Annotated in this window: 27 protein-coding genes; 14 read left to right on the forward strand and 13 right to left on the reverse strand. The window is 68.0% G+C overall.

The window, feature by feature from the left end; all coding sequences use genetic code 11:
- Nucleotides 1-260 precede the first annotated feature (260 nt).
- The 3 genes from V9K99_RS00800 (at nucleotide 261) to V9K99_RS00810 (ending at nucleotide 3,885) form a co-directional block, all read left to right on the forward strand.
- On the forward strand, nucleotides 261-707 hold the full coding sequence (locus V9K99_RS00800; RefSeq protein WP_337003248.1) for a hypothetical protein: 447 nt from the start codon (nucleotides 261-263) through the stop codon (nucleotides 705-707).
- Nucleotides 704-2,836, forward strand: coding sequence for a bifunctional polysaccharide deacetylase/glycosyltransferase family 2 protein (locus V9K99_RS00805; RefSeq protein ID WP_337003246.1), 2,133 nt, complete (start codon nucleotides 704-706; stop codon nucleotides 2,834-2,836). The genes V9K99_RS00800 and V9K99_RS00805 overlap by 4 nt, the downstream gene beginning before the upstream one ends.
- Before the next feature lie 110 nt (nucleotides 2,837-2,946).
- On the forward strand, nucleotides 2,947-3,885 hold the full coding sequence (locus tag V9K99_RS00810; protein WP_337003244.1) for a zinc metalloprotease: 939 nt from the start codon (nucleotides 2,947-2,949) through the stop codon (nucleotides 3,883-3,885).
- 47 nt (nucleotides 3,886-3,932) lie between these two features.
- On the opposite strand, the gene V9K99_RS00815 is transcribed toward V9K99_RS00810, so the two are convergent.
- Nucleotides 3,933-4,604, reverse strand: a complete 672-nt coding sequence (locus tag V9K99_RS00815) for a TetR/AcrR family transcriptional regulator (RefSeq protein WP_337003242.1) — start codon at nucleotides 4,602-4,604, stop codon at nucleotides 3,933-3,935.
- An 85-nt stretch (nucleotides 4,605-4,689) separates the two neighbouring features.
- On the opposite strand from V9K99_RS00815, the gene V9K99_RS00820 reads away from it, so the two are divergent.
- The 5 genes from V9K99_RS00820 to V9K99_RS00840 all read left to right on the forward strand — a co-directional run bounded on the left by V9K99_RS00820 (nucleotide 4,690) and on the right by V9K99_RS00840 (nucleotide 8,720).
- Nucleotides 4,690-5,376: a DUF4386 domain-containing protein gene (locus V9K99_RS00820; RefSeq protein ID WP_337003240.1), complete on the forward strand. Its 687-nt coding sequence runs from the start codon at nucleotides 4,690-4,692 to the stop codon at nucleotides 5,374-5,376.
- A 15-nt stretch (nucleotides 5,377-5,391) separates the two neighbouring features.
- The gene (locus V9K99_RS00825; protein ID WP_337003238.1) at nucleotides 5,392-5,565 is read left to right on the forward strand and encodes a hypothetical protein; all 174 of its coding nucleotides are present in this window, start codon (nucleotides 5,392-5,394) and stop codon (nucleotides 5,563-5,565) included.
- A gap of 27 nt (nucleotides 5,566-5,592) precedes the next feature.
- A complete protein-coding gene (locus V9K99_RS00830; RefSeq protein WP_337003236.1) occupies nucleotides 5,593-6,372 on the forward strand; it encodes a S1 family peptidase in 780 nt (259 codons plus the stop codon).
- Nucleotides 6,373-6,486: 114 nt separating this feature from the next.
- Nucleotides 6,487-8,064 carry a flavin monoamine oxidase family protein gene (locus tag V9K99_RS00835; protein WP_337003234.1) on the forward strand — a complete coding sequence of 526 codons (1,578 nt, stop codon included), beginning with the start codon at nucleotides 6,487-6,489 and terminating at the stop codon, nucleotides 8,062-8,064.
- Nucleotides 8,061-8,720: a Rid family hydrolase gene (locus tag V9K99_RS00840; RefSeq protein ID WP_337003232.1), complete on the forward strand. Its 660-nt coding sequence runs from the start codon at nucleotides 8,061-8,063 to the stop codon at nucleotides 8,718-8,720. The genes V9K99_RS00835 and V9K99_RS00840 overlap by 4 nt, the downstream gene beginning before the upstream one ends.
- A gap of 7 nt (nucleotides 8,721-8,727) precedes the next feature.
- Here V9K99_RS00840 and V9K99_RS00845 read toward each other — a convergent pair whose 3' ends face one another.
- The gene (locus V9K99_RS00845) at nucleotides 8,728-8,952 is read right to left on the reverse strand and encodes a hypothetical protein (RefSeq protein ID WP_337003230.1); all 225 of its coding nucleotides are present in this window, start codon (nucleotides 8,950-8,952) and stop codon (nucleotides 8,728-8,730) included.
- A gap of 61 nt (nucleotides 8,953-9,013) precedes the next feature.
- Here V9K99_RS00845 and V9K99_RS00850 point away from each other — a divergent pair, with 61 nt between their 5' ends.
- Nucleotides 9,014-9,385, forward strand: a complete 372-nt coding sequence (locus V9K99_RS00850) for a cupin domain-containing protein (protein WP_337003228.1) — start codon at nucleotides 9,014-9,016, stop codon at nucleotides 9,383-9,385.
- On the opposite strand, the gene aceB is transcribed toward V9K99_RS00850, so the two are convergent.
- The 6 genes from aceB to V9K99_RS00880 are packed head-to-tail and all read right to left on the reverse strand — an operon-like array spanning nucleotide 9,382 to nucleotide 17,523.
- Nucleotides 9,382-10,947 (reverse strand): malate synthase A, encoded by a 1,566-nt coding sequence (aceB, locus tag V9K99_RS00855; RefSeq protein ID WP_337003225.1) that lies wholly within the window; start codon nucleotides 10,945-10,947, stop codon nucleotides 9,382-9,384. The genes V9K99_RS00850 and aceB overlap by 4 nt on opposite strands.
- A gap of 10 nt (nucleotides 10,948-10,957) precedes the next feature.
- Nucleotides 10,958-13,000, reverse strand: a complete 2,043-nt coding sequence (locus tag V9K99_RS00860; protein ID WP_337003223.1) for an alpha-amylase family protein — start codon at nucleotides 12,998-13,000, stop codon at nucleotides 10,958-10,960.
- The gene (locus V9K99_RS00865; RefSeq protein WP_337003222.1) at nucleotides 12,997-14,460 is read right to left on the reverse strand and encodes a hypothetical protein; all 1,464 of its coding nucleotides are present in this window, start codon (nucleotides 14,458-14,460) and stop codon (nucleotides 12,997-12,999) included. The genes V9K99_RS00860 and V9K99_RS00865 overlap by 4 nt, the downstream gene beginning before the upstream one ends.
- On the reverse strand, nucleotides 14,457-15,272 hold the full coding sequence (locus V9K99_RS00870; protein ID WP_442914719.1) for a carbohydrate ABC transporter permease: 816 nt from the start codon (nucleotides 15,270-15,272) through the stop codon (nucleotides 14,457-14,459). The genes V9K99_RS00865 and V9K99_RS00870 overlap by 4 nt, the downstream gene beginning before the upstream one ends.
- Nucleotides 15,269-16,216, reverse strand: a complete 948-nt coding sequence (locus tag V9K99_RS00875) for a carbohydrate ABC transporter permease (protein ID WP_337003218.1) — start codon at nucleotides 16,214-16,216, stop codon at nucleotides 15,269-15,271. Before V9K99_RS00875 ends, V9K99_RS00870 begins: the two co-directional genes overlap by 4 nt.
- A gap of 5 nt (nucleotides 16,217-16,221) precedes the next feature.
- Nucleotides 16,222-17,523 (reverse strand): ABC transporter substrate-binding protein, encoded by a 1,302-nt coding sequence (locus V9K99_RS00880; protein ID WP_337003216.1) that lies wholly within the window; start codon nucleotides 17,521-17,523, stop codon nucleotides 16,222-16,224.
- Between the two features lie 133 nt (nucleotides 17,524-17,656).
- Here V9K99_RS00880 and V9K99_RS00885 point away from each other — a divergent pair, with 133 nt between their 5' ends.
- The gene (locus V9K99_RS00885; RefSeq protein ID WP_337003214.1) at nucleotides 17,657-18,667 is read left to right on the forward strand and encodes a LacI family DNA-binding transcriptional regulator; all 1,011 of its coding nucleotides are present in this window, start codon (nucleotides 17,657-17,659) and stop codon (nucleotides 18,665-18,667) included.
- Here V9K99_RS00885 and V9K99_RS00890 read toward each other — a convergent pair.
- On the reverse strand, nucleotides 18,664-19,521 hold the full coding sequence (locus tag V9K99_RS00890; RefSeq protein ID WP_337003212.1) for an LLM class F420-dependent oxidoreductase: 858 nt from the start codon (nucleotides 19,519-19,521) through the stop codon (nucleotides 18,664-18,666). The two genes, V9K99_RS00885 and V9K99_RS00890, sit on opposite strands and share 4 nt — an antisense overlap.
- A complete protein-coding gene (locus V9K99_RS00895) occupies nucleotides 19,518-20,072 on the reverse strand; it encodes a TetR/AcrR family transcriptional regulator (RefSeq protein WP_337003210.1) in 555 nt (184 codons plus the stop codon). The genes V9K99_RS00890 and V9K99_RS00895 overlap by 4 nt, the downstream gene beginning before the upstream one ends.
- Before the next feature lie 81 nt (nucleotides 20,073-20,153).
- On the opposite strand from V9K99_RS00895, the gene V9K99_RS00900 reads away from it, so the two are divergent.
- Together V9K99_RS00900 and V9K99_RS00905 are read left to right on the forward strand one after the other, a co-directional pair.
- Entirely contained in the window at nucleotides 20,154-21,167 is a 1,014-nt protein-coding gene (locus tag V9K99_RS00900; RefSeq protein WP_337003208.1) for a glycosyltransferase, read from the forward strand.
- The gene (locus V9K99_RS00905; RefSeq protein ID WP_337003206.1) at nucleotides 21,058-22,341 is read left to right on the forward strand and encodes a hypothetical protein; all 1,284 of its coding nucleotides are present in this window, start codon (nucleotides 21,058-21,060) and stop codon (nucleotides 22,339-22,341) included. The genes V9K99_RS00900 and V9K99_RS00905 overlap by 110 nt, the downstream gene beginning before the upstream one ends.
- Before the next feature lie 76 nt (nucleotides 22,342-22,417).
- Here the strand turns inward: V9K99_RS00905 and V9K99_RS00910 are convergent, their stop codons facing one another.
- Nucleotides 22,418-22,987: a TIGR03086 family metal-binding protein gene (locus tag V9K99_RS00910; RefSeq protein WP_337003204.1), complete on the reverse strand. Its 570-nt coding sequence runs from the start codon at nucleotides 22,985-22,987 to the stop codon at nucleotides 22,418-22,420.
- Nucleotides 22,988-23,052: 65 nt separating this feature from the next.
- Here V9K99_RS00910 and V9K99_RS00915 point away from each other — a divergent pair, with 65 nt between their 5' ends.
- A complete protein-coding gene (locus V9K99_RS00915; protein ID WP_337003202.1) occupies nucleotides 23,053-23,985 on the forward strand; it encodes an aldo/keto reductase in 933 nt (310 codons plus the stop codon).
- The gene (locus tag V9K99_RS00920) at nucleotides 23,982-24,329 is read left to right on the forward strand and encodes a YciI family protein (protein WP_337003200.1); all 348 of its coding nucleotides are present in this window, start codon (nucleotides 23,982-23,984) and stop codon (nucleotides 24,327-24,329) included. The genes V9K99_RS00915 and V9K99_RS00920 overlap by 4 nt, the downstream gene beginning before the upstream one ends.
- A 42-nt stretch (nucleotides 24,330-24,371) precedes the next feature.
- Here the strand turns inward: V9K99_RS00920 and V9K99_RS00925 are convergent, their stop codons facing one another.
- On the reverse strand, nucleotides 24,372-24,812 hold the full coding sequence (locus V9K99_RS00925) for a GNAT family N-acetyltransferase (RefSeq protein ID WP_337003198.1): 441 nt from the start codon (nucleotides 24,810-24,812) through the stop codon (nucleotides 24,372-24,374).
- 41 nt (nucleotides 24,813-24,853) lie between these two features.
- On the reverse strand, nucleotides 24,854-25,141 hold the full coding sequence (locus V9K99_RS00930; RefSeq protein WP_337003196.1) for an antibiotic biosynthesis monooxygenase: 288 nt from the start codon (nucleotides 25,139-25,141) through the stop codon (nucleotides 24,854-24,856).
- Nucleotides 25,142-25,163: the final 22 nt, after the last annotated feature.

Genomic DNA, 25,163 nt, shown 5'->3' on the forward strand with positions numbered 1-25,163 from the left:
ACATCCCCATAGGACACCCCCGCGGCCCCGGGCCCGCGCTCCCCCCTGGATGCGCAGTGGGCGACCCCCCAGCCGCTGACCTGAAGGTAGATCACCCACAGTCACCCTGGCAATACCTCAAGTTCCCTATCGGGCAACGGCGGGCCCCGGCCACGGACCGACGGTCGGCCGAATCCCTTGTGATACAAGCGTTTGACGTATCTCAGAAGGGGTGAGTGGATGTGTCGTGGTGGGAGTGGGACGAGTAGGATCTCGCGCTTGTGAAGTCGCCCTCCGCCAGGCGGCCGGTCTTTCTGGACTCGACCGGGCGTCGTCATCGCACCATCCGCCGTGCCGGCGCGCTTCTCGTCGTCCCTGCTGTCGGTTATCTGATCCTGCTGGTGAGCAGTCTGCTCGGTGGACCGAGCCTGGACACTCCGCTGGTGCCGTTGCCGGAAGCGGCCAAGCCGGCGCCTCGCCCGCAAGTCACGCCTGCCCCGGAGGCTGTGCAGTCGGTGAGGCCCAGTGAGACGACGACATCACCGCGCGAGAGCGGGCCAACGACGCCACCCACCAGTACGCCGGTCACGCCGTCGACCACTCCGAGCGCCGTACCGGTGACTGTCGCGCCGACGCCGACCGCCACGCCCGGTAGGCCGACTACCGTGCACACCAGCAAGAAGCCGACGGCGCCGCCCGGTCGGACGAAGTCGCCGTCCAAGCCGTGACCCGTCCCGTCGCACGCCGCGCCAAACCAGTCCCACTGCGGACGCACTGGGTCGTGCTGACCATGCTGCTCGCCTGTCTGTCCAGCATGCTGATCCTGCACGGCTACACGCATCACATGTTCGGTACGGAGCCCGATGGCGCGGTCACGGCCAGCGGACCGACCGGCGCCGTACCGCAGAAGGTTGTCGACGGCGGTCCGGTGATCGACGCGCGGCCTGCTGACGTCCGATCGGTGCGGCCTGCCGCGCGGACCATCGCGCTGACCTTCGACGACGGTCCGGATCCGGTCTGGACCCCTCGCATTCTCGACCTGCTCAAGGCACAGAAGGTCAAGGCCACCTTCTTCGTCGTCGGTACCGAGGTCGCCGCCCATCCGGCGTTGGCCCGCCGAATCGTTGCCGAGGGCCACCAAATCGGCGTGCACACCTTCACCCACGCGAACCTGAGTACGACGGCCGGCTGGCGCCGATCGATCGAACTGCGGCAGAGCCAGCTGATCCTGGCCGGTGCGACCGGGATGAGTACGCCGCTGCTCCGACCGCCGTACTCCTCCGAGGCGGACGCCCTGACCAATGCGGACTGGACCGCGATCGAGGCGGCCCGCAAGGCCGGCTACCTGACCGTGCTGAGCACACAGGACAGCGAGGACTGGCGGCGACCGGGTACGACGAAGGTCATCGCCAACTCGATGCCGCGCGGCACCGCGGGTCAGGTGCTCCTCATGCACGACGCGGGTGGCGATCGCAGCGAGACCGTCGCCGCGCTGGCCAAGCTGATCCCGACCCTGAAGGCTCGTGGGTTCAAGTTCGCGACCGTGAGCGACGCCGTGGGGCTGCCGCAGCCCGTGGACAAGGCCAGCCTGATCGAGCGCGGGCGTGGTCTGGCAGCCATCTGGGCGCTCCGGGTCAGCGACGGCGTACTCACCCTGCTGACCTGGTTCCTGTACGCCGCCGGCGCGCTCAGCGTGCTTCGGGCCATCACCACGGTCGTCGCGGCCCGCCGTCACGCGAAGCAGCGCGACTGGTCCTGGGGTGATCCCGTCACCGAACCGGTCAGTGTGATCGTCCCGGCGTACAACGAGAGTGCAGGGATCGAAGCGGCGATCCGGTCGCTGGTCGCATCGGATCATCCGATCGAGGTGATCGTCGTCGACGACGGTTCGACCGACGGTACGGCGGACATCGTCGAGCGGATGCGGATCCCCGGCATCCGGGTGATCCGGCAGCCGAACGCGGGCAAGCCGGTCGCACTCAACACCGGGTTGCAGGCCGCCCACTTCGACCTGATCGTGATGGTCGACGGCGACACGGTCTTCGAGCCGGACGCCGTCCGGATGCTGGTGCAGCCCTTCGCCGATCCGTCCGTCGGTGCGGTGTCGGGCAACGCGAAGGTCGGCAACCGGCGCGGGCTGCTCGGACGCTGGCAGCACATCGAGTACGTGGTCGGCTTCAACCTGGACCGGCGCCTGTTCGACCTGGCCGAGTGCATGCCGACCGTGCCCGGTGCGATCGGCGGCTTCCGTCGTACGGCGCTGGAACGCATCGGCGGGCTCAGTGACGTGACTCTGGCCGAGGACACCGACCTGACGATGGCACTGTGCCGAGACGGGTGGCGGGTGGTCTACGAGGAGCGGGCGATCGCGTGGACCGAGGCACCGGCGTCGCTGGGTGCCCTGTGGCGGCAGCGGTACCGCTGGTGCTACGGGACGTTGCAGGCGATGTGGAAGCACCGTGGTGCGTGGGTGCAGCGCGGTCAGGCCGGCAAGCTCGGCCGACGCGGTCTGAGCTACCTCCTGCTCTTCCAGGTGCTGCTGCCGCTCCTGGCGCCCGTGGTCGACGTGTTCGCGCTCTATGGCCTGCTCTTCCTCGATCCACTCCGGGTGGGACTGGTCTGGCTGGGCTTCCTGGCACTGCAGTTCGCCATGGGTCGCTATGCCTTCCACCTGGACGGTGAGCGGGCTGGACCGCTCTGGACGCTGCCGTTGCAGCAGTTCGTCTACCGGCAGCTCATGTACCTGGTTGTGATCCAGTCCGTTTTCACCGCTCTGGCCGGCTCACGGCTGCGCTGGCAAAGGATGGAACGCTACGGAAGTCTGCGCTCCCCCGCGCGCACCGAAGGTTTTCCCTAGACCACGGGAAAAACACCGGTGATCGCTTCCGGAGAAGGGAAGTTGTTGCGGAGGATGCCGGGCAACCGGCCGCCCGCCCAATGCGGCCCGACCCCGGAGGAGCGCAGTCCATGCGATCTTTCATCACCCGTCCCCGCGCCCTGGCGGTCATGCTGGCCGGAACGGCGCTCGTCTTCAGCCCACTCGGTGGCCAGGCCACCGCCAAACTGCCCGCGGACCAGATAGCCGACTGTTTCGTCCCCCCGGCCGGCGCTTCGGCCAAGGGTGGCCCCGGCCCGGACACCCGGGAGGTGTCGGCCGCCGAGCAGAAGGCGATCGAGGCCCGGACCGCACAGTTGCTGAAGGCAAAGGCCGCCCGAGGCATCGGCGTACCGCAGGGTGCGCTCGCGGCCGCGACCGTCCCGGTGTACTTCCACGTGATGCGCGACGCGGCCGGCAACGGTGACGTCACCGACAGCCAGATCGCGCAGCAGATCACCGTCCTGAACAACACGTTCGGCGGCGGGGAGTCCTCGGCCGCGGCGAACACCGGCTTCAGCTTCCAGCTGGCCGGCACATTCCGTTACAACAACAACAACTGGCACAAGGACAAGCAGAGCAGCACCTACCGCAAGCAGACCCGCAAGGGCGGTGCGAACGCGCTGAACGTCTGGCTGGTCGACTTCGCCTACCTCGGCATCGCCACGTTCCCGTGGGACTACAGCCGCAACCCCGGCGTCGACGGCATCCGGGTGCACTACGACTCGCTGCCCGGCGGCGGGATCGCCAACTACAACCTGGGCGAGACCGCGACCCACGAGGCCGGCCACTGGTTCGGGCTCTACCACACGTTCCAGGGCGGTTGCACGGCCACGAACGACGAGGTCTCGGACACCCCGGCGCAGAGCAGCTCCACCAACGGGTGCCCCGAAGGCCGTGACTCGTGCTCACTGCCGGGTCTCGACCCGATCCACAACTACATGGATTACTCGTACGACTCCTGCTACAACCAATTCACCCCAGGCCAGAGCAGCCGCATCAGCAACATGTGGACCGCTTACAGGGCTTAAGGTCGTAGATGTGGTCACCCCGGCATGCGTGGCCGGGGTGGCCACTCTTATTTCGGACCGATGCCGTCGAGTAGGCGGTGCAGGCCCCAGACGTACTGGTCCGTGGTGATGTAGCGCGACATCGTCGGCGCCGCCGCGGCCGATCGCGGGAACACCTCCGCCGGGATCTGCGCGAACCCGGCCCGCCGGCGCGCAACGCGGTCGTCCTCCGACGGCAGCGGCCCCGGCCCGGCTTCGTCGGCGACCTCGAGGGCGATCGCGCCCAGGACATAGACGATCAGCAGGTACGTCGCCCGGGCCGCATCGGCCGGTTTCAGGCCGGCACCGATCAGCAGGTCCAGCAAGCGTTCGTTGAGCGCGGTCGCGCGCGGACCGTCCATCGGGCCGCTCATCAGCAACGCGACCGCTCCCGGGTGCGCGACCAGCCGCCGGCGCAGCTCCACCGCCAGCGCTTCCACCCGCTCCCGCCACGGCCTGCTCTCATCGGCGAACGCTCCGGTGTCCGCCTCACCCAGCAACTTCTCCACCAGCGCGCGGACCACCGCCGCCTTGTCGGGGAAGTAGGTGTAGACCGCGTTCGGCGCGACTCCGACCTTCGCCGCGATCCCGCGGATCGACGCCGCGGCCGGTCCACCTTCGTCCAGCAGTACCAGAGCCGCATCGAGGATCTCGTCCTCACTCAACGTCCGCCGTGGCCCGGGCCGGCCTCTCGTCGCCATCCACCGCCTCCTAACTCTGGACAGCGTACAGGATTACCTGCACACTAACTCTGTACGCCGTACAATTTATTGGGAGGGACTCGTCATGCGCCGGATCACCGGAGCACTGTTCATCGTCAGCGCGGCCAGCTTTGCCGTCGCCGCCAGCGTGCTGTCCGCCACGTTCGACTGGCCGGACATCCTGCGCGAACCCGCCGACGAGGTGCTGACCTCGTTCACCGCGGGCGGATCGGGACTGATCTGGACCTGGTTCGCCACCGCCTGGACCTATGGCCTGCTCGCGATCCCGATCCTGATGTTGCCCAGAGCAATTAATCGGGAATCCTCGATTCTGCTGAGGGTCGCCACCACGATTGGCGCCGCCTCGGTGCTGCTGGCCCTGATCGGCTTCCTACGCTGGGTTTTCGTCGTACCACCACTGGCTCGGGCGTACGCCGAGGGCGACTCGACGGTCGCGGCCGCGTGGACCGCACAGCATCAGTACGGCGGTGCGCTGCTCGGCGAGCACCTCGGTCAAATCCTCGCCATCGCCTGGAGCCTCGGTGTCAGCGTGGTCATCCTGCGCACGAACGCACTACCCCGCTGGATCGGTTGGGCCGGACTACCGGCGAGCCTGCTCTACCTGGCCAACCAGGGCGACGTCCTGGCCACCGCCGTCCCCGACTTCCCGATCTGGGAGCCGGCCGGCTTCGTCGGCAGTACGGCGTGGGGACTGTGGACAATCCTGCTCGGTCTCGCACTGGTCGTCAGAGCTCCAGCTCCAGCGAAATGAAGTTGCGATCAGTGGGTGCCGACCGGACACCGACGACGTGGAGGTGACGGTGGGCATCGGGTGCTCACCTCGCTCTACCCGGTCGTGCCTGTGGTGGCCGGGATCGCCGTACTTCACGAGCCGGTGACACGACGATTGCCAGTCGGCCTGCGTCTCGCCGCGCTGACCGTCGTACTGATCTCCGTGTAATCAATCCGTCACGGTAAGTTCGTCGGCATGCTGAAACGGGCTGTTGTTCTTGCTGGGGTTCTTCTGCTTGCGTCCGCCGGGGCGGTGTCGGCGAATGTCGGCAAACCGGTGATCATCGGTGGGACGCTCGCGAGTGTCAGTGAGGCGCCGTGGGCGGTGGTGTTGACGAACTCGCAATCGTCGCGACCCACCGGGCGGTGGTGTGGTGGGGTTCTGCTGGCGCCGAACAAGGTGCTGACAGCCGCGCACTGCATGACCAAGCCGGCGTCGACGTACACCGCGATCCAAGGCCGGGCCGAGTTGAGCGACGACTCGACCGGGCGGGTGTCCGGGATCGGCAAGGTATGGATCCATCCGAGCTACAACACGAGGAACAACCGCAACGACTTCGCGATCCTCACCCTGGCCAAGCCGTTCACCCGGGTCCCGGTGATCGCACTTGAGACCAGCGCGAAGGCTGACCGGAAGGGCGCCGTACCGACCGTCTACGGCTGGGGCGACACCGCGGACACCGGTCCGGACGACACGCTGCAGAAGGTCGCCGTACCCGATCTCGGGGACGACACCTGCCTGGCGAACAAGGAGTACGTCGCCAACGGGTACGCCGCCGCCTCGAACGTCTGCGCCGGCGACGGGTCCGGCGACGCCTGCCAGGGCGACTCCGGCGGCCCTCTCGTCCTCAACGGCCGCCTGCTGGCCACCGTCTCCTGGGGCAAAGGTTGCGCCGATCCCGATTTTCCTGGTGTCTATGCAGAAATAGCACCCGTCGCGGCGGCACTGCAAGCGGAGATTCGTCAGGTTCGTTAAGACGAAACATACCTGTCAGTACGAGCGTCAGCTCGTCACGGTACTGACACGCACCCAAAACACCATGTCTTTACCTTTCTGGTCAGCTACCCAGTTGCCCAGTGAGGAGAAGGCATGGCGCAATCGAGACGTCAGTTCCTGCAACAGGTCGGTATCGCCGGCGGTGCCGGTGTCATGTACTCCACGATGACGGCGCTCGGCCTCACGGGCGTCGCCGAGACTCCCGCGTACGCCGCCCCGTCGCGGATCGAACTCAACGGCCGCGGCCGCAAGCACATCGTCATCCTCGGTGCCGGGATCGCCGGCCTGACGTCGGCGTACGAGCTGCTCAAGGCCGGCTACAAGGTCACCCTGCTGGAGGCTCGCACCCGTCCCGGCGGCCGGAACTGGACGGTCCGCGGCGGCACCGTGGAAACCGACCTGGCCGGGAACACCCAGCGGGCGACGTTCTCGCCCGGGCAGTACATGAACGCAGGCCCGGCCCGCCTGCCGCAGCACCACGTGACGATCGACTACTGCCGCGAACTCGGCGTCCCGATCGAGCCGTTCGTCAACCAGAACGCGGACGCGTACCTCTACCGCGAGGGCACCACAGCCCTGTCCAACAAGCCGATCCGGCACCGCACCGCCAAGGCGGACGTCTACGGCTACGTCGCCGAAATGCTCGCCAAGGCAACCGATCAGGGCGCCCTCGACGGCCAGTTGACCGCGACCGACAAGGAGGCGCTGATCGGCTTCCTCAGCAGCTTCGGCGCGATCGGGAACAAGGCGGCCGGGTTCGCCTACACCGGCAGCGGCCGCCGCGGTTACGAGATCGAACCCGGTGCCGGGATGGAGGGCGGTACGACGGCCCCGCCGTACGCACTGAGCGACGTGTTCGCCAGCGGGGTCGGGAACTACTTCTCGTTCGAGTTCGGCTGGGACCAGGCGATGATGATGTTCCAGCCCAGCGGCGGGATGGACCGGATCCCGTACGCGTTCGAGAAGGCGATCGGCCGGGAGAAGATCCAGTACGGCGCCGAGGTGACCGGACTGCGCAACACCACCACCGGTGTCGAGGTCACCTACACGACCGGGACGCGGACCCGGGTGATCTCCGCGGACTACGCCATCTGCACCCTGCCGCCACACCTGGCCGCGAAGCTCCCGTCCAACCTGCCCACGCCGATCATCGAGTCGCTGAAGTACGCCCGGCAGACGAACGCGGGCAAGATCGGCATCGAGTACGGCCGCCGCTGGTGGGAGGAGGACCACCGGATCTACGGCGGTATCACCAACAGCAACCTCGACACGGTCAACACCTGGTACCCCTCGACCGGCTTCCACGGCGAGCGCGGCACCGTGATCGGCTACTACAACACCGGCGCCAACGCCAATGTGTACGGCGCTCTGACGCCGGCGGCGCGGCTGGAACGCGCTTTGATGCAGGGCGCCAAGATCCACGGCGACGTGTACCGCAAGGACGTCAAGGCGTCCTTCTCGGTCAACTGGCTCGGGACCAAGTATTCCGAAGCGGCCTGGGTCAGCTGGCCGTCCCAGACCGACGGGATCTACGCCCGGCTGCTCGATGCCACCGGCAACATCTACTTCGCCGGCGACCACCTGTCCTACGCCATCGCCTGGCAGCACGGCGCGATGGTGTCCGCCCGGGCGGCCGTGACCGCCCTGCACAGTCGGGTGACCAGCAAATGAGGAAACGTAATCTGATCGCCGGCCTCACCGTCGTCGCCCTGTCCTTCGGCGGCGGCGCCACCACAGCCGCCGGGTGGTGGGACAAGCCGAAACCGCCGAGCCCCGGCACCGTCGTACCTGCGCTGCCTGCCGGCCAGGCCAACCCGATGATCGCCAGCGGTGTCGGCATCGGGGCCAACACACCGATCTACAAGTCCAGCGGACTCGGTCCGTCGGCACTGAACACGGGTGCTCCGGCCGGAACGGAAGCGTCGTACATCGATACTGTGGTCTTCCCGGGTGGGACGCTGCCGGCGGGCGTCACCATCACCGAGGCCCAGGGCATCAACGTGCTGCGGCGGATCGGCGAGAACCTGCAAGCCCAGGGCCTCACGTACGCCGACGTCTACACGATGCGCGTCTTCCTGCAGAACCCGGCCGGCGCGGCCGCCGCCGACTTCGCCGGCTGGAACCGCGCCTACCGCCAGTACTTCGCCAACACCGACCTCACCACGGGTCAGTACGTCCCAGTTCCACTGGGTACGGCGCCACCCGCCAAGCCCTTCGTGGTCAACAAGACCCGCCCGTCCCGCTTCGCCCTGGAGATCGAGAACCTCCCGGTGAACGGCTGGCTCGTCGAGGTCGAGGTCGACGCGGCCTACCCGACCAAGCGCTGAACATCGGTTACAGGACCGCGCCCCGCGGCGCGATCTCGACGGCGGCGACTCCTCGTGCGAACAGCACGAGGAGTCGTCCGCCATGCCTGCACCGGAGTGAGCCGTCACCGCTCGCGAGGGCCGCGACGGCATGCTCGACGGCTTCGGCGTCGTCGACCGCGTCCGTCTCCTCGTAGGTGACATCCAGGTGGTCACCGCTGATCAGCCGAACCCGCAACACAATGCTCGCCATCCCCGCAGCCTACGCGCCGAACCGCTGGCGGGAGCGGATCGCGCGGGGGCAGACTGTTGCCATGAACGAGCCCATTCGGGTGATTCGGGCCGGCGAACTGGTGGCGGCCGATCCGACGCCGGGGATGTTCCGGACGCGGGCCTTCGAGCTGCCGATCCTGTGGGCCGGGAAGGTGGTGACGGCGCCGGGGGCGATGTCCGGTTGGCACCATCACGATCGGAACGAGTCCAGCCTGTACGTCGTCTCGGGCGTGTTGCGGCTCGAGTTCGAGGGGTACGACGACTATCTGGACGCCGTCGCCGGGGACTTCGTCCACGTCCCGTCGTTCACCGTCCACCGCGAGAGCAACCCCACCGACGAGCCGTCGGTGGCGATCATTGCGCGGGCCGGTGGCGGGATCCCCACGGTGAACGTGGACCCGCCGCTCCGTTAGGGCATGCGTTCGTAGGCGGGGAGGGTGAGGAAGTCGGTGTAGTCGTCGGCGAGGGCTACCTCGAGGAAGGTGTCGCGGGCGGCGGCGTAGCGGTTGGGCTGGTCCAGTTTGGCGATCTCCTCGTCGGCGATGCGTTGGACCAGCTCCGTGGTGACGGTGTCGCCGGTGTCGAGTACGACGTTGTTGCGGCGCCACTGCCAGATCTGGGAGCGGGAGATCTCGGCGGTGGCCGCGTCTTCCATCAGGTTGAAGATGCCGACCGCGCCGAGGCCGTCGAGCCAGGCGGCGAGGTACTGGATGGCGACGCTCACGTTGCTGCGGAGGCCGGCCTCGGTGACCTCACCCGGCGTGGCGGCGACGTCCAGCAACTGCTCGGCGGTGACGTGGACGTCCTCACGGAGCTTGCCCAGCTGGTTCGGCTCGGACCCGAGCACCTCGTCGAAGACGGCCCGGCAGGTGTCGACCATGCCGGGGTGCGCAACCCAGGAGCCGTCGAAGCCGTCGCCGGCCTCGCGGCGCTTGTCCGCCTCGACCTTCGCAAAGGCCTGCTCGTTCACCGCAGGGTCCTTGCTCGGGATGAACGCCGCCATCCCGCCGATCGCATGCGCACCACGCTTGTGGCAGGTGCGGACCAGCAGCTCGGTGTACGCCCGCATGAACGGGACCGTCATGGTCACGCTGTTGCGGTCCGGCAGCTGGAAGTCCGTACCACGGGTCCGGTGCGTCTTGATCACGCTGAACATGTAGTCCCAGCGCCCGGCGTTCAGCCCGGCCGAGTGCTCGCGCAGCTCGTAGAGGATCTCCTCCATCTCGAACGCGGCCGGGTACGTCTCGATCAGCACCGTCGCCCGGATCGTCCCGCGCGGGATCCCCAGATACTCCTGCGCCGTGACGAACACGTCGTTCCACAGCCGCGCCTCGAGGTGCGACTCCATCTTCGGCAGGTAGAAGTACGGCCCCTGACCGCGGTCGAGCTGCAGTTGTCCACAGGCGGCGAAATACAACGCGAAGTCCACCAGGGAGCCGCTGACCGGCGCACCGTCCACCAGGAGATGCTTCTCCGGCAGGTGCCACCCACGCGGCCGTACGACGATCGTCGCCAGCTCCTCGTCGGGCTTCAGCTCGTACGACTTGGTGTCGGTGCTGAAGTCGATCCGCCGGGTGATCGCGTCCAGCAGGTTGAGCTGCCCGCCGATCACGTTCTCCCACAACGGCGTGTTGGCGTCCTCCTGGTCGGCCAGCCACACCTTGGCACCCGAGTTCAGCGCGTTGATCGTCATCTTCCGGTCGGTCGGCCCGGTGATCTCCACCCGCCGGTCCACCAGCCCGGGCGCGGGCGGCGCGACCCGCCAGTCCGGGTCGTCCCGCACGTCCTTCGTCTCCGCCAGGAACCCCAGCGACGCCCCACCGGCGATCTCGGCGACCCGCTCCCGGCGACGCGCGAGCAGCTCCTGCCGCCGCCCGTCGTACTCCCGATGCAACTTCTCGATCAGCCCGAGCGCCCGCTCGGTGAGGATCTCGTCGTACCGCTCGTTCATCGGGCCGGTGACGTCGACTGACACAGGATGCTCCTTAGCTGAGTACTACGACTTCGTGATCGGTGATCCGGTCTACTCCGACCGTAATCCAGCCGTCCTCTTCCTTCACCTCCGCCTCCACGCCGCTGACCAGGAGACGAGCCGTGCCAGCGGTCGCGCGGACGCGGACGGTGAACGGCCCGGCCGGTGTGAGCTCCTCCAGCCGGCCGCGCCACGCACCGCCCTGGTCGAGGTTGACCAGGTGCAGGACGAGCGAGTCACCCTTCCGGTAGAGCTGGCAGTCCAGGACGCCGGCACCCTCGACCTGCAGGGGGATGTCGTCGCGGGCCGCCCAGCGGACCAGATTCGCCAGCAGCCGGCCGTGATCGGGATGGTGGTACTGCGCGTACAGCCGATCGAGGTCCGCCGCCAGGTACGCCGTGTTCTCACCGAGAACCAGCGCGGGTACGTCGGTCCGCGGCTCGGCCATCCACGACTTCTCCGGCGGATAGATCGGGAACGGCGGTATGTAGGTCAGCGCCGGGCCGGACGCGGCGACCAGCTCCAACCGCCCACCGAACGGCAGCACGTCCGTGTCGTCGAAACCACCCGCGATCCGCCGATCCTCGATCCGCAGGTAACTGTGCGCGTCGTACGTCTCCCAGTCGACCTTCCCCGCCTCGAACCGCTTGCCCTGATGGCGTACGCCGAGCAGATCGGCCAGTGCGAAGTCGTCGCGCCGATCGCCCCACTCGTCGTACAGGCTCGACTCCCCGGTCACCACGAGCCGCCCGCCGCCCTCGACGTACGCCGTCAGCGCCGCGCACTGTGCATCCGTGAGGACGCCCACGTTCGGGACGATCAGGACCGCAAGGGAGGGGTCCACCTCGTGCACCGGCAGGTACGGGATCCGGGCCCGGACGAGTGCGTCGACCCAGCCGCGGTAGGGCAGCTGACTCGTCGTCTCCGGATCGTCCTTGCCGTGGAAGTCCACACTGCGCTGACTCCACAGCAGACCGACCGTGGCGACCGGCTCCCGGTTCACCAGATAGTCCTCGTGCTCGGCATGCCATTCGAACAGCGGCCCGGCCGTCGCGTACTGCCGCCGGTCCTCGTGGACCGAGCCGATGTGGTGCCACCACGGCTGGATCCCACCGGCGAACCCCTCCACCGCCCACATCCGCGCCTCCGCCTCCGGTTTGCTCCCGAGCCGGAAGGTCGGCGTCCCGGCGTCGTACATGGCCGTGCTCTCCGGGATCAGGGTGTCCCAGCCGAGCAGTCCGTGCAGCCGCTTGCCGCTGTCGGTGTTGGCCTGGAAGCCGGACTCGTCGTGCCGCCACTGCGAGTCGAGAAGGAAGATCTCCGCCCGCCTGCAGATCTCCACGTCGTCGCGCAGTCGCTTGCTCTGCGCAACTACCTCGCCGCCGTTCATGCCGATCCACAGACAGTCCGGACCACCGGCCCGGCGGGCGACCTCGTTGTTCAGGTCCCACACCGCCAGCCGCCGGTCGTAACTCCACCGGATCCATTGCCGGTACGCCGGATCCGCCCAATCCGGTCTGGCCGGCAGCTCCTGGCCGAAACTCTCCCGGCAGTTCGGGCAGTAGCAGATGGAGTCCCGGCCGAGACCGCTCCAACTGTTGTCGGTGATCCCGTCCGGCGCGGTCCGCTCGATGATTTCCTCGAGGATCCCGGTCAGGAAGTCCCGGTAGTAGGGTCCGGTGACACAGGCGACGTACAGCTGCCCGGCCCGATACGGGTTGCCCTCGGCATCGATCGCGAACCAGTCCGGGTGCGCGTCGTACAGCTGCTGGTGTGCCCGGTTCGAATCCATCCGGGCCAGCACCGTCAGCCCGTCCGCTTTCGCCAGCCCGGCGATCTCGCCGTACAGGTCGCGGTCGCCGAGGAACTCGGCCCGGTGCTGCAGCTCGAACCGGCTCGGGTAGTACGCGACGATCCCGCCTGCGTTGACGATCACGCCCTGCACCCGGGTACGACGCCAGTGCTCGCGCCACCAGTCGGCGTCGTACCGGGCCGGGTCCTTCTCGGTCAGGTTGGTCTGCGCCCAGCGCAGAGTTCGTCGGTACCAGGGTTTCACTGCAGGCTCCGGATCGCGTCACCCGCGCCGGACAGATTCTCCAGCAGCATCTCGGAGTACTTCCGGCTCAGTACGACGCCCTCCGCGCCACCCTCGAACGCGGCCAGCGTCGCGTCCCGCACGGACTCCCGGGTGCACTGGGTCAGGTCGCCCTCGTTGTCGTCCCAGTTGATCTTCGTCCCGAGGTCGCGAGGCGGCTCCAGCCCTCGCTGCCTGGCGACGCCGACCGGGATGTCGATGTCGATGCCCGGGTAGATCGCACTCTGCCCGCCGACACCGGCGACGGCCCGCGCGGTCTCCCGCCGTACGTAGTCCGCGGTGAAGCCCGTCTGCGGCAGCTTCTCGTAGGCACCCTCGTCGAGCTGGAGCAGCTTCATCATCACCGGGTAGACGTCCTCGGGCTCCGCGTCGGCGAACAGTGCGCCGCAGATGCTCTTGACCCAGGTGAAGAACCGCGGACCGGCGCAGTTGTTGTAGATGACCACCTTGATGAAGTCGGAGAACTTCGCCATCTCGGTGTAGTCCTGGTCGGCCCGGTAGAACGGGCTGAACGAGATGTTGTGGTAGACGTGCCAGCCGACCTGGACCTCGGGCGAGATCGCCTTGGCGACACCGTAGATGTCGCGGTACAGCTGCCGCTGGCTCTCGGTCCACAGCGTCTGCCAGGCCAGCACCTCGGGGAAGTTCAGCAGGATCCGCCAGAACGCGACGAACGCACCGTCGACCGGGCGCTCACCCGCGCCGACCCGCTGGTTCCACTCGACCAGCTCACGGTAGCCGCGCATCGCGCGGTCGACGTCGATGCCGCGGTCGCGGGCGATCTGCCGGCAGTGCGGGCAGAAGCAGCCGACCTCGGCCACCTCGACCGTGCCCTGCATCAGCATGTTCAGCGGACCCGGCCGCTCCGAGCACCAGGCCAGGCCATCGAGCTGGTAGCTCTGCACGTAGTCCTCGACGAACCCGAGGTGCCAGTTGCGGTAGTCCGGATTGTTGAAGCACGGCCGGCGACCTGGCCGGCCCCACGCATCCACCTCGAGCACCTTGGCGAAGTTCGGGTAGGTCCGCAGCTGGCGGGCGCCGCCGCTCTCCTCCATCCAGGCGAACGATTTCATCCCCCGCTCACGGGCCTTCGGGACGACCTCGCCGAGCAGGTCGAGCTCGGGGTGTTCGGGCGCCCGGCCGACCGAGCCGAGCGCGGTGTTGCCGTAGTACTGCGGATGCGGCGTCGCGTAGTTGCCGCCGACCCAGCCGAGGTCGTACTCGGATCCGCCGTGGTCGGGAATCGGATGGCCGGGAATCTGGCGGCCGCCGGTCCCCCGGGTCCAGGTCGGTGTGGCCAGGAACAGCGCGTTCACCGCGCCGCGCTCGGCCAGGATGTCCAATGTCTGGTCGACCCCTTCGTCGACGAACGAAACCGCTCCGATCTGCATGGCAACGAGCCGGTCCGGCACGGTGCTCACCCCTTCATTCCTGTCATCGTGATGCCCTGGATGAAATAGCGCTGTGCAAAGAGGAAGACGGCGATGACGGGGACCACCGAGACGGTCGCCCCGCACATCAGCAGACTGATCTGGGTGAAGTACTCGCCCTGGAACTGGGCGAGCGCCACCGGCAGCGTCTGCAGGTTCTCGGAGTTGATGTAGATCAGCGGACCGAACAGGTCGTTCCACGACTCGAGGAAGGTGAACACCCCGATCGCGGCCAGCGCCGGCTTGGTCTGCGGCAGCATGATCCGCCAGTAGATGCCGAACGTGGAGGCCCCGTCGATCTTGCCCGCGTCCTCGAGCTCCTGCGGAATCGTCAGGAACGACTGCCGCATCAGGAACGTCGCGAACACCGGGGTGAGGATCTTCGGCACCCACAGCGGGTACTGCGTGTCCACCCAGCCGATCTGCCGGAAGACGATGTACTGCGGGATCAGGTACGCGATCCCGGGGATGATCGAGGTCGCCAGCAGCACCATGAACGCGAAGTCCCGGCCGGCGAACTTCAGCCGCGCGAACGCGTACCCGGCCATCGACGCCACGATCAGGATGCCGACGACGTTCAGCCCGGCCAGTTTCACGCTGTTCCACAGGAACACCGGGATGAGCTCGAAGATCTGCCGGTAGTTCTCCCACTGCGCGTCCCTGGGCAGGAACTGCGGCGGCACCGACAGCACCTTCGCCTCCGGCCGCAGCGACGCGCTGATCATCCAGACCAGCGGCGCCAGGAAGACCACCGCGAACAGTGACATCACCACGTACTGCGAGGTCCTGCTCACCAGCCTCATGAGTAGAACACCCACCTCTTCTGGAGCTTCCACTGCAGGAAGGTGACGGCCGCGATCACCGCGAACAGGATCCATGCCATCGCCGAGGCGTAGCCGATCTTCCCGAAGCTGAACGCGTTCTGGTAGATGTTGAAGATGTAGACGCTGGTGGCGTGACCCGGCCCGCCCTTGGTCATCACGTAGATCAGGCCGAACACCTGGAACGACGTGATGAACTGCGTGATCAGCAGGAACAGGAAGTGCGGCGTCAGCAGCGGCAGGGTGATGAACCGCAGCCGCTGGAACGCACCGGCGCCGTCGAGCCGGGCCGACTCGAAGTACTCCGCCGGCAGCCCCTGCAGCCCGGCCAGCAGGATGATCATCGGATAGCCGATGCCCTGCCAGACGCTGACCATGATGACAGCCGGCATCGCCCAGGTCGAGCTCGACAACCACTGCGGCCCGGTGATGCCGACCTGGCCGAGCAGCCCGTTGACCACCCCGTTGTCCGGCTGGAAGAACCAGAACCAGACGAACCCGATCGCGACCACGTTCGTCACGTACGGCGCGAAGTACGCCGTCCGGAAGAACGCGACCCCGCGGATCGGCCGGGCGCACAGCAGGGCCAGCACCAGGCCGATCCCGATCGTCAGCGGAATGCTCGCCAGCGTGAAGTAGATGGTGTTCTTGAACGTCTGCAGGAACAGCGGGTCGTCGCCGAACAGGTCGGTGAAGTTCTTCAGCCCGACGAACGTCGGCGCCGAGATCCCGTTCCAGTCGGTCAGCGAGGCGCCGATCGACACCAGGATCGGGAAGAACTGGAAGGCCACCACCCCGACCACGATCGGGCTGATGAACAGCCAGCCGACCAGGTTCTGCTTGCGGCGTGCCCGCCGTACCTCGGCGTCGTGGTTCGGCACCTCGGACGGTGCCACCGGCGCCCTTGCTGGTGCTGTCGTTGCCATCGACATCAACCCTTCAAGGCGTTCTCCACCTGTGGCTTGATCTGGTTGAGCACGTCGGCGACCGGCTTCTCACAGTTGTAGGCCTGGTCCAGCGCCGGCCGGTACAGCTCGCGGGCGCCGAGCGTGTTCTTGGTCTGGTTGGTCGCGGTCAGATGTTTGGCGGCCTCACCGAACAGCGCGATATGCTCGGGTTGCTTGCCGCCCGCCGCCAGCTGTGCGGCGACCTTGTTGTTGATCGGTGTGAAGGCGCCACCGCCGAGCAGGATCTTGCCGCCCTCCTCGCCGGCCAGGAACTTGAGCAGTTCCCAGGCCCGGTCCGGATTCTTCGCCGCCTTCGGGATGCAGAACACGATCACGCTGGCCTCGGTCTTCTGCGCCACGTCGGCCGGCGGCGGGGCGACGTCCCAGGTGAAGTCCTTCACCGTGGTTCGCAGGTACGGCACAGTGCCGAAGGTCGCGAACATCATCGCGATCTTGCCCTGGGCGAACAGCTGGTTCTGCACGTTGTCCTGCTGCAGCGCGGACCACGGCGGCTGCACCTTGTCCTTGCAGGTCAGGTCGGTGGCCCATTGCAGGGCCTCCACCTCCTTGGCGCCGGGCAGCGTGAACTGTGTCCCGTCGGCGGAGTAGATGCCGGTCTGACTACCGTGGTTGACCGTGAACGTCTGCTCGTACCCCGTGTCCAGGTACACCAGAGCGCCGTACTGCTTCTTCGCCGGATCGGTCAGCTTCTTGGCCCGGTCGGCGAAGTCCGACCACGACCAGCCATCCGGCGACCAGGTCGTCGGCGGCAGCGGTAGGCCGGCCTGCTTGAACAGGTCGACGTTGTAGAAGACCAGCCGCGGCTCGTAGCCGAGCACCCAGGCGGTGTGCGAACCGTCCGGCTGCTTGGGGAACTCGTACGCCTCCTTGGCGAACGCGCTGGTGTCCAGGCCGTCCTTCTCGATGTACGGCCTGAGGTCCAGCAGCGCTCCCTGCCCGGAGAAGCCGCGGACGAAGTCGTCGTTGATCCGCATCACATCGGGCGGAGCGCCGCCCGCCAGCAGGGTGCGCATCTTGGTGTCGTACTCCTGCGTGACCGCGGGCTGCACGGTGACCGACGTACCGGAAGACTTCTCGTACGCCTGGATCGCCTGCTCGAGCGGCGTGCCCTTGACCTGTTGCCAGTTGAGGAAGGTCAGTCCCTTCCCGCCGCCCGCGTTGCCGTTGCCGTTACCGCCACAGCCGGCCAGCGCACCGCCGGCCGCAAGTCCCGTCAGTCCGGCGAGAAACCTGCGGCGGCTCAGGTTGGAGTGGGTTGTCTGCACCGGAATCTCCCATCCGCGAGGGATGAATACGTATACAATGAATACGTATACAGACCTCGGGCGGCGTGGTCAACGGCGAGAGGTGACACTCTTCAGTAGGGTTTCGGATTCGGAACCAGAGGGGAGGCCGATCATGACGCGACCACCGACGAGCCGTGATCTGGCACGCCTGGCCGGGGTCTCACAGGCCACGGTCTCGCGAGTGCTGACCAACAACCCGAAGGTCAACGCGGAGACCCGCGCCCGGGTGCTGCAGGTGCTGAAGGACGCGAACTACACGCCGAACGCGCTGGCCCGGGCGATGAAGACCGGCCGGACCGACACCGTCGGGGTGTTCATGACCCGGGTGACCAGCCCGTTCCACGCCGAGCTGCTGGACGAGATCGGCCGGGTGCTGAGTGCGCTCGGGCTGCACATGATCCTGTGGAACATCGAGCACGACCCGGAGGAGTCCGTCGGGAAGGTGATCCAGCAGCGCCTGGTCGACGGGTTCCTGCTGACGTCGGCGACGTACGACTCCTCTCTGCACACGATGGCGGTCGAGTCCGGCACACCGACCGTCCTGCTGCACCGCGGGATCGACGGCCTCGACTGCGACCAGGTGGTCGGCGACAACTACCAGGGCGCGTACGACGCCGGCCGCTACCTGGCCGAGGCCGGGCACACCGACATCGGCCTGGTCACGCTGACCCACACCGGGAACACCTCCCGCGACCGCGACCTCGGCTTCCGGGCCGCCCTCGCCGACGCCGGACTGAAGATCAAACCCGCCAATGTCATCTCGGTCGGCGTACCGCATGCCGACGGCCATGCCGCTGCGCAGAAACTGCTCTCCCGGAAGAAGCCGCCGACCGCGATCTACACCGTCACCGACCTGCTCGCGTTCGGCATACTCGACGGCGCCCGCGCACTCGGCGTCCGCGTCCCCGAGGACGTCTGGGTCATCGGCTTCGACAACACGTCCCTGGCCGCCTGGGAGTCATTCGACCTCACCTCGGTCGAGCAGCCGGTCCACGCCATCGTCGAAACCGGCATCGACCTCCTCCGCCGCCGCATCGAAGACCCGGACCGCCCCACCGAGGTGGTCACCCTCCCCTGCCCCCTCATCATCCGCGGCTCCACCGCGAACACCCCCTGGAGCTAACGCAGCCGCGGCAGGACGTCTCGTAGTACGGCGGCGTGTTCTTCCGGACGCTTCAGGCCCAGTCTCATGGTGTTGACGGCCAGGTGGGTGGCGCCGAGGTTGCGCCAGCCTTCGATGAAGGCGGGCCAATCCTTCTCGGGCAAGTCGGCCAAGGTGAGGCGGGGTTCGATGCCGATGGTGGCGGGGTCGCGGCCGGCTTCGGCGGCGTACGTGCGGAGGCGGTCGACGCGGGCCTTGGCCTCGGTGGTCGGTGCGGTTTGCGGCATCCAGCCGTCGCCGATCCGGCCGGTACGACGCAACACGGCCTCGGCGCCACCGCCGAACCAGATCGGGATCCGCCGGCCGGGTAGCGGGTTGAGCCCGGCCTCCTCGATCTGGTGGAACTTGCCGTCGTACGAGACGACCGGCTCGGCCCACAGCCGACGCAGCACGTCCACCTGCTCCTCGAGCAAGGCGCCGCGTTGCTTGAACGGTACGCCGAGCGCCTGGTACTCGACCTGGTTCCACCCGATGCCGACGCCCAGCCGCAGTCGGCCGCCGCTGAGCACGTCGACCTCGGCGGCCTGCTTCGCGACCAGAGCGGTCTGACGTTGCGGCAGGACCAGTACGCCGGTCACCAGCTCGACCTTGGATGTGATCGCGGCGAGGTAGCCGAACAGGACGAAAACCTCGTGAAACAAGGACCTGTCGGTGTAGCCGGTCCAGCCTGGGCGGTTCGCTGGGTCCGCGCCGAGCACGTGGTCGTACACGTGCACGTGGGTGTAACCGGCCTGCTCGACCGTGGTCGCCCAGTCGCGCACGACGGCCGGATCCGCGCCGATCTCCAATTGCGGGAACACGGCACCGATCTTCACGCCGAGGCCTCCTTGATTAGCTTGATCAATCCCTGGACGGCGAGCTCGAACGGCTCGTCGGAGTTCGCGGCGCGGGCGAGCACGTATCCACCCTGCAGGACGGCGGCGATCGTCGCGGCGGTCTGATCCGGGTCGAGCGACGCCGGATACTCGCCCTTACGTTTGCCCTCAGCAACGATCTCGGCGAGCCGGTCGCGGAGCCAGCCGAACGTCTCGTCGACCGGAGCCCGCAACTCCGGGTCCGCCATCACGTCCGGGTCCGCGGTGAGCCGGCCGATCCGGCAACCCCGGAGCACGTCGCGGTCCCGCTCGAGATAGTGGGTGATCCGCTCGGTCGCCGTACCCGGGCCACTGAACTGCTCCTCGGCCGCCTCCCGCAACTCGGCCCCGGACCGCTCGATCGCAGCCTTGGCGAGCTGGGCCTTGCCGCTGAAGTGGTGATACATGCTGCCCTGACCGGCGTCCGCAGCCCGCTGGATCGCCTTCGGACTGGTGCCGACATACCCGCGTTCCCAGAGCAGTTCCTGAGTACTGCGGATCAAGCGTTCCATTGTTTCCACCCCGTGAATTGTACCTACCTGCAGGTACACCGGATGGCCGGTTGTTGGCGGGGACCGATAGTCTCGGGCGCCATGAGCACCAGCGTCGCCATTGCGGTAATCACCTTCCGGCGACCTGCTCTGTTACGCGCGCTGCTGACCAGCCTGCAGGCTCAGGAACTCCCCGCGGACTCCGAATACGCGATCCGGATCGTGGTGGTCGACAACGACGCAGAGGGCTCGGCGGCCCGGGTGCTGGAGGAGTTCGGGAAAGGGACGCCGTACCCGATCGAATCGGTGGTCGAGCCGGAGCCGGGGATCCCGTTCGCCCGGGAGAAGTCGGTCGAGCTGTGCTGGAACGACGACGCGCTGATCTTCGTGGACGACGACGAGGTGGCGTCGCCCGGCTGGCTGGCCGCGCTGCTGCACGCGTGGGAGACATCGGGCGCCGACGTGGTCACCGGTCCGGTCAAGGGCAACTTGCCGCCCGGCGCACCGGCCTGGAACCACTACAGCGACGTCCACGACTCGACCGGCAAGCACACCACCGGCGAGGAACTGCGCAAGGCGTACACGAACAACACCCTGGTCAGCCGACGCGTCTACCATGCGGTCACACCCGGGTTCCACCCCGCGTTCCGCTACACCGGCTCCAGTGACCTGCACTTCTTCCTCCGGGTGCACCGGGCCGGGTTCCGGATCGTCTGGTGTGAGGAGGCGTGTATCGCCGAGGAGGTGCCGGCCGGGCGGACCACACTGCGCTGGCTGGTCCGGCGGGCGTTCCGGTCCGGCAGCGGCGACACCATCAGCCGGCTGCTGATCCGGCCGGGCGCGATCAGCTATCTGCTCGTCCTGGCCTATGCTTCGGCCCGGGTGATCTCGGCGATCGGGTTCGCCCTGGCCGGGCTGCTGCTCGGCCGGAAGACGCACCTGCTGAAGGCAGTCCGCCGGTTCTTCTCGGGCGTCGGTAGCCTCGCGGGGATAGTAGGGATCAACCATGACGAGTACCGGGAACGGCACGGATCCGACGGTGGCGGGCCTGTGCCGGGCGATCTGGCAGGTGGAGCGGGAGCTGAATCTGCTCGACTGGCGGATCGAAGGCGCTAGCCCGTGGCCCGTCATCCGGATGCGCGTCTTCCATGAGCTGACCCGGCGCACCGGTATCCACGGCGCTTCCCATCCGGTACGACGTACGCCGTACGACAAAGCGCGACTCGTCACCCGGCACCTGACCGGCCTGGTCACCCGCAACCCGTTCCTCGGCGCGTACGACGCTCTGGTCGTCCCGCACCCGCGGAAACCGGGCGGTGTCGAGATCTACACCGACGAGCTCCGTCACGCACTTGGCCGATCAGCATTGATCCTGGACTCGGGCATCAACGGAACGCCGCTGCCGAAGAGCCGGAACCTGGACTTCTTCACCTCGGCCGCCGGCGCAGTCCACAAGCGGCAGATGGACGATCGCGGCATCAGCGACGCCCTCAAGGAACTGACCGGTGTCTCGGTGCCGGTCGGGGCGCTGCTGGCGCGCGAGGTGCCCAAGCACCTGCGGTTGCGGGCGCTCTATCGTGCGCTACTGCGGAAGCACCGGATCAAGACGGTGTACGTCGTGGTCGCCTACTTCCACCAGCACATCGTCGGTGCGGCCCGCGACCTGGGCATCCGGGTGGTAGAGCTTCAGCACGGAGCCATCAGCCCGTTCCACCTCGGCTACAGCTATCCGGGTCGGCCGGTGGTGGCTGACCAGCCGGACGAGCTCTGGTGCTTCGGGTCGTACTGGGCCGACATCGCCGACCTTCCGGCCGGGATGAGCACGGCTGTGATCGGTACGTCGTACCTGCCTCGTGCTGCGCAGAAGGACCCACGGCTCGCGGTCTTCCTCTCGCAGGGCACGATCGGCGCCGAGTTGCTGCACGTCGCGGAGGCGGTCAGCAAGGAGCACCCGTCGCTGGATGTCGTCTTCCGGCTGCATCCGAGTGAGCGCGCGTCCGACTACACGATTCCGGCCGGGGTCCGGCTCTCCACCGAGGGCAGCACTCTCGATCTGCTGGCCTCGGCCACCTACCAGGTCGGCGTGTCCACGACCGCTCTGTTCGAGGGGATGGCGCTCGGCTGCCGCACCGCCGTGGCCAACCTGCCGGGCCACGAGTACCTCGAGCGCCCCATCGCCAGCGGCCACGCCCTCCTGATGACCAGCCCGACGCAGCTCACCGGCGCACCCCTGTGCTCGACGCCGGAGACCTACTACGCCCCGAGCGACCTCCCGCCTTTGGTTGGCTGACCCACGAGCGTGTGGGTTAGCAACCCCGAATCCCGGTAGCCAACCCACACCGTGGTGGGTCAGCCAACCAAAGGGGCTAGGGCTGGCGGCCGATCAGGCCGAGTAGGCGGTCCTGGAGTGGCGCGTCCGGCGGGACCTTGACCTCGGCGCCGAAGACCTCGACGCCTTCACCGAAGGCGCCCGGGGTGCGGAACTTCTCCATCACATCCGCGGGGATGGCCGCCGTACTGGCCCAGAGGCGCTCGACGTCGACCGGCTCCATCGTCTCGTCCTGGCCGGTCGCGCGGGCCAGGTCCCAGCCGTGCAGGACCAGGTCATCGGAGATCACCTGGTCGATGTGCTGCTCGGTCGTCATCCGGCCGGTCGGCGTGTCGGTCTCGGTGAGGGCGAGCACCGGGTCGTCGAGCACGTCCTCGACGGCCGCGCGGGCCTCCTGGAACGCGGTCAACGGGTCGTCGGCCGGCTCGAGTTTGCGGGCCACCGGCATCAGCATGACCCCGTGCATCATCACGATGTGGTCGACCACGTCCTTGGCCGTCCACTTCTCACACGGCGACTGGTTGTCCCACTGCTCCGGCTGAACCGCGGCGACCTTCCGCTCGAACGCCTCGGCCCGCCGACGGTACCGCTCCGCGATCTCACCCATCTCCGCATAGTGCCGGTTCCGCACGCCGCGCGGAAGTGTCGGCGCCGACTTCTAGGGTCGGCCGTATGCGGAGTGTGGAGCTGGGACGGACGGGATTGCGGGTCAGCAGGCTGGGGCTCGGGCTCGCCTCGATCGGGGGCATGTTCGCCGCCGTACCGGAGTCGCAGGCCATCGCGACCATCGACCGCGCCTGGGAGCTCGGCATCCGGCTGTTCGACACCGCGCCGGTCTACGGGTACGGGCTGTCCGAGCAGCGGGCCGGGCTCGCGTTGCGCGGGCGGCCACGGAACCGGTTCGTGCTCTGCAGCAAGGTCGGCCGGCTGATCGAGCCGGGCGGTCCGGACATCCAGCCGATCTGGGCCGAGCCGCCGGCCGGTCTGGGTCCGCGGCTCGATTACTCCTACGGCGCGGTGATGCGGTCGTTCGAGGAAAGCCTGGAGCGGATGGGCATCGACCGGATCGACGTCCTGCACATCCACGACCCGGATCTCGACTACCCGACCGCCTCGACCGAGGCGCTGCGCGCTCTCGCCGAGCTGCGCGGGCGCGGGACCATCCGGGCCATCTCGCTCGGGGTGAACCACGCCGACGTCGCGGCCCGGTTCCTCCGCGAGACAGGGACGGACGGCCCGGACTGCATCCTGCTCGCCGGTCGCTACTCGCTCCTCGACCAGTCCGGCGCCGACGAACTCCTACCGCTCTGCGAGAAGCTCGGGGTCGCGGTGCTGGCGGCCGGCGTGTTCCAGGGCGGCGTACTGGCTGAGCGCGTGCCGCGGGGGTCAGCTGAGCTGGTACGGCGTATCGAGCGCCTGCGCGAGGTGTGTCGCCGGTACGACGTGCCGTTGCTGGCCGCCGCGGTCCAGTTCCCGCTCGCGCATCCCGCCGTACCGGCTGTGGTGGTCGGGGCGCGCACACCGCAGGAGATCACCGAGGTCGCGGCGTGGCTCGACCAGGAGATCCCACCGGAGTTCTGGGCGGCACTAAGGTCTGCCCTATGAGGTACATGCTGCTTCACAAGACCAACGACAGCCTGGAGGCGGGCAACCCGCCGGACCCGGACATGCTGGCCCGGGCGGACGCCGTCCTCGAGGAGATGCGGCAGGCAGGGGTGCTGCTCGTCGCCGAAGGCCTGATGCCGAGCTCCCGCGGCGCCCGGCTCACCTTCCCGACCCCCGGCGACGAGCCCCGCGTGGTCGACGGCCCCTTCGCCGAAACCAAGGAACTGATCGCCGGCGTCTCGATCATCCGCGTCGAGTCCAAGGCCGAGGCAGTCCACTGGGCCCTCCGCTTCGCCGAAGCCGACCCCAACACCCCCATCGACATCCTCGAACTGGCCGACTGACGCCGCCACCCCACCGGATCTGGCCCCCTGCCGGAGTGCCGGTTACTGGTCGGCGAGCGTCAGGTGGAGGATCGGGTACGGCTTGTCGGTCGAGTCGGTCTCGCTGCGGGAGACAACCCGGAAGCCGTGGTGCAGGTAGAACCCGACGGCCTGCGGATTCTGCTCGTTCACGTCCACCGAGGTCGCCGCGAAGGCCGTGCGGGCGTGGTCGAGCAGCAGACTGCCGCCACCGCGCCCGCGGTACGCCGGGTCCAGGAAAAGCATCTCCACGTTCCCGTCGGCCACGCCGACGAAGCCGATCAGCAGACCGTCCTGGGACCGCAGCCCGGCCAGGTGCCGGATCTCTCCGAGGGCCGCCCTCACCAGCGGCCGGAACACGTCCAGATCCGCCTCGGTGACGAAGTCATGCGTCGCCCGCACCGACGCCTCCCACAACTCCGCCGCCCGATCGAACTCGTCCGGCCCGATTCGATCGATCTCCATCCAGCCACGGTCGCACCCGCGCAGACCCGCTGTCAGGTGGATCAGTCCGCGAGGGCGCCTTCCTCGGCGGTGACGACGGAGTCGATGGCGGCGAAGAAGCGGGCTATGCCGGGGAGGTTGGGGCCCTTCTCGCGGGAGGCGGCGTAGTCCTCCGGGGTGCTCCACTCGACGATGTCGAGCCATTCGTCGTTGGGGAGCCGGACCAGGCGGGCGTTCAGGAAGCCGGCGCGGTCGGCGGCGAAGTCCTGCAGCATGTCCGTGCGCGCGGCCAGTAGTTCCTCGACCTGCTCCGGTCGCACCTTGAAGCGAACCAGCTCAACCGTTGTCATGTCGATGGGCAACAGCTCAGCC

Source organism: Kribbella sp. CCNWLW201, from assembly GCF_037203805.1.
In the GTDB taxonomy this organism is placed as follows: Bacteria; Actinomycetota; Actinomycetes; order Propionibacteriales; family Kribbellaceae; genus Kribbella.

What these genes read in the sequence shown, in the direction of transcription:
- V9K99_RS00875 (WP_337003218.1), bottom strand. Translation starts at nt 16,216, where the DNA reads ATGGCAACGACAGCACCAGCAAGGGCGCCGGTGGCACCGTCCGAGGTG.
- V9K99_RS00910 (WP_337003204.1), bottom strand. Translation starts at nt 22,987, where the DNA reads ATGGGTGAGATCGCGGAGCGGTACCGTCGGCGGGCCGAGGCGTTCGAG.
- V9K99_RS00900 (WP_337003208.1), top strand. Translation starts at nt 20,154, where the DNA reads ATGAGCACCAGCGTCGCCATTGCGGTAATCACCTTCCGGCGACCTGCT.
- V9K99_RS00930 (WP_337003196.1), bottom strand. Translation starts at nt 25,141, where the DNA reads ATGACAACGGTTGAGCTGGTTCGCTTCAAGGTGCGACCGGAGCAGGTC.
- V9K99_RS00815 (WP_337003242.1), bottom strand. Translation starts at nt 4,604, where the DNA reads ATGGCGACGAGAGGCCGGCCCGGGCCACGGCGGACGTTGAGTGAGGAC.
- V9K99_RS00810 (WP_337003244.1), top strand. Translation starts at nt 2,947, where the DNA reads ATGCGATCTTTCATCACCCGTCCCCGCGCCCTGGCGGTCATGCTGGCC.
- V9K99_RS00925 (WP_337003198.1), bottom strand. Translation starts at nt 24,812, where the DNA reads ATGGAGATCGATCGAATCGGGCCGGACGAGTTCGATCGGGCGGCGGAG.
- V9K99_RS00840 (WP_337003232.1), top strand. Translation starts at nt 8,061, where the DNA reads ATGAGGAAACGTAATCTGATCGCCGGCCTCACCGTCGTCGCCCTGTCC.
- V9K99_RS00870 (WP_442914719.1), bottom strand. Translation starts at nt 15,272, where the DNA reads ATGAGGCTGGTGAGCAGGACCTCGCAGTACGTGGTGATGTCACTGTTC.
- V9K99_RS00850 (WP_337003228.1), top strand. Translation starts at nt 9,014, where the DNA reads ATGAACGAGCCCATTCGGGTGATTCGGGCCGGCGAACTGGTGGCGGCC.
- V9K99_RS00820 (WP_337003240.1), top strand. Translation starts at nt 4,690, where the DNA reads ATGCGCCGGATCACCGGAGCACTGTTCATCGTCAGCGCGGCCAGCTTT.
- V9K99_RS00885 (WP_337003214.1), top strand. Translation starts at nt 17,657, where the DNA reads ATGACGCGACCACCGACGAGCCGTGATCTGGCACGCCTGGCCGGGGTC.
- V9K99_RS00920 (WP_337003200.1), top strand. Translation starts at nt 23,982, where the DNA reads ATGAGGTACATGCTGCTTCACAAGACCAACGACAGCCTGGAGGCGGGC.
- V9K99_RS00915 (WP_337003202.1), top strand. Translation starts at nt 23,053, where the DNA reads ATGCGGAGTGTGGAGCTGGGACGGACGGGATTGCGGGTCAGCAGGCTG.
- V9K99_RS00845 (WP_337003230.1), bottom strand. Translation starts at nt 8,952, where the DNA reads ATGGCGAGCATTGTGTTGCGGGTTCGGCTGATCAGCGGTGACCACCTG.
- V9K99_RS00895 (WP_337003210.1), bottom strand. Translation starts at nt 20,072, where the DNA reads ATGGAACGCTTGATCCGCAGTACTCAGGAACTGCTCTGGGAACGCGGG.
- V9K99_RS00835 (WP_337003234.1), top strand. Translation starts at nt 6,487, where the DNA reads ATGGCGCAATCGAGACGTCAGTTCCTGCAACAGGTCGGTATCGCCGGC.
- V9K99_RS00905 (WP_337003206.1), top strand. Translation starts at nt 21,058, where the DNA reads ATGACGAGTACCGGGAACGGCACGGATCCGACGGTGGCGGGCCTGTGC.
- V9K99_RS00830 (WP_337003236.1), top strand. Translation starts at nt 5,593, where the DNA reads ATGCTGAAACGGGCTGTTGTTCTTGCTGGGGTTCTTCTGCTTGCGTCC.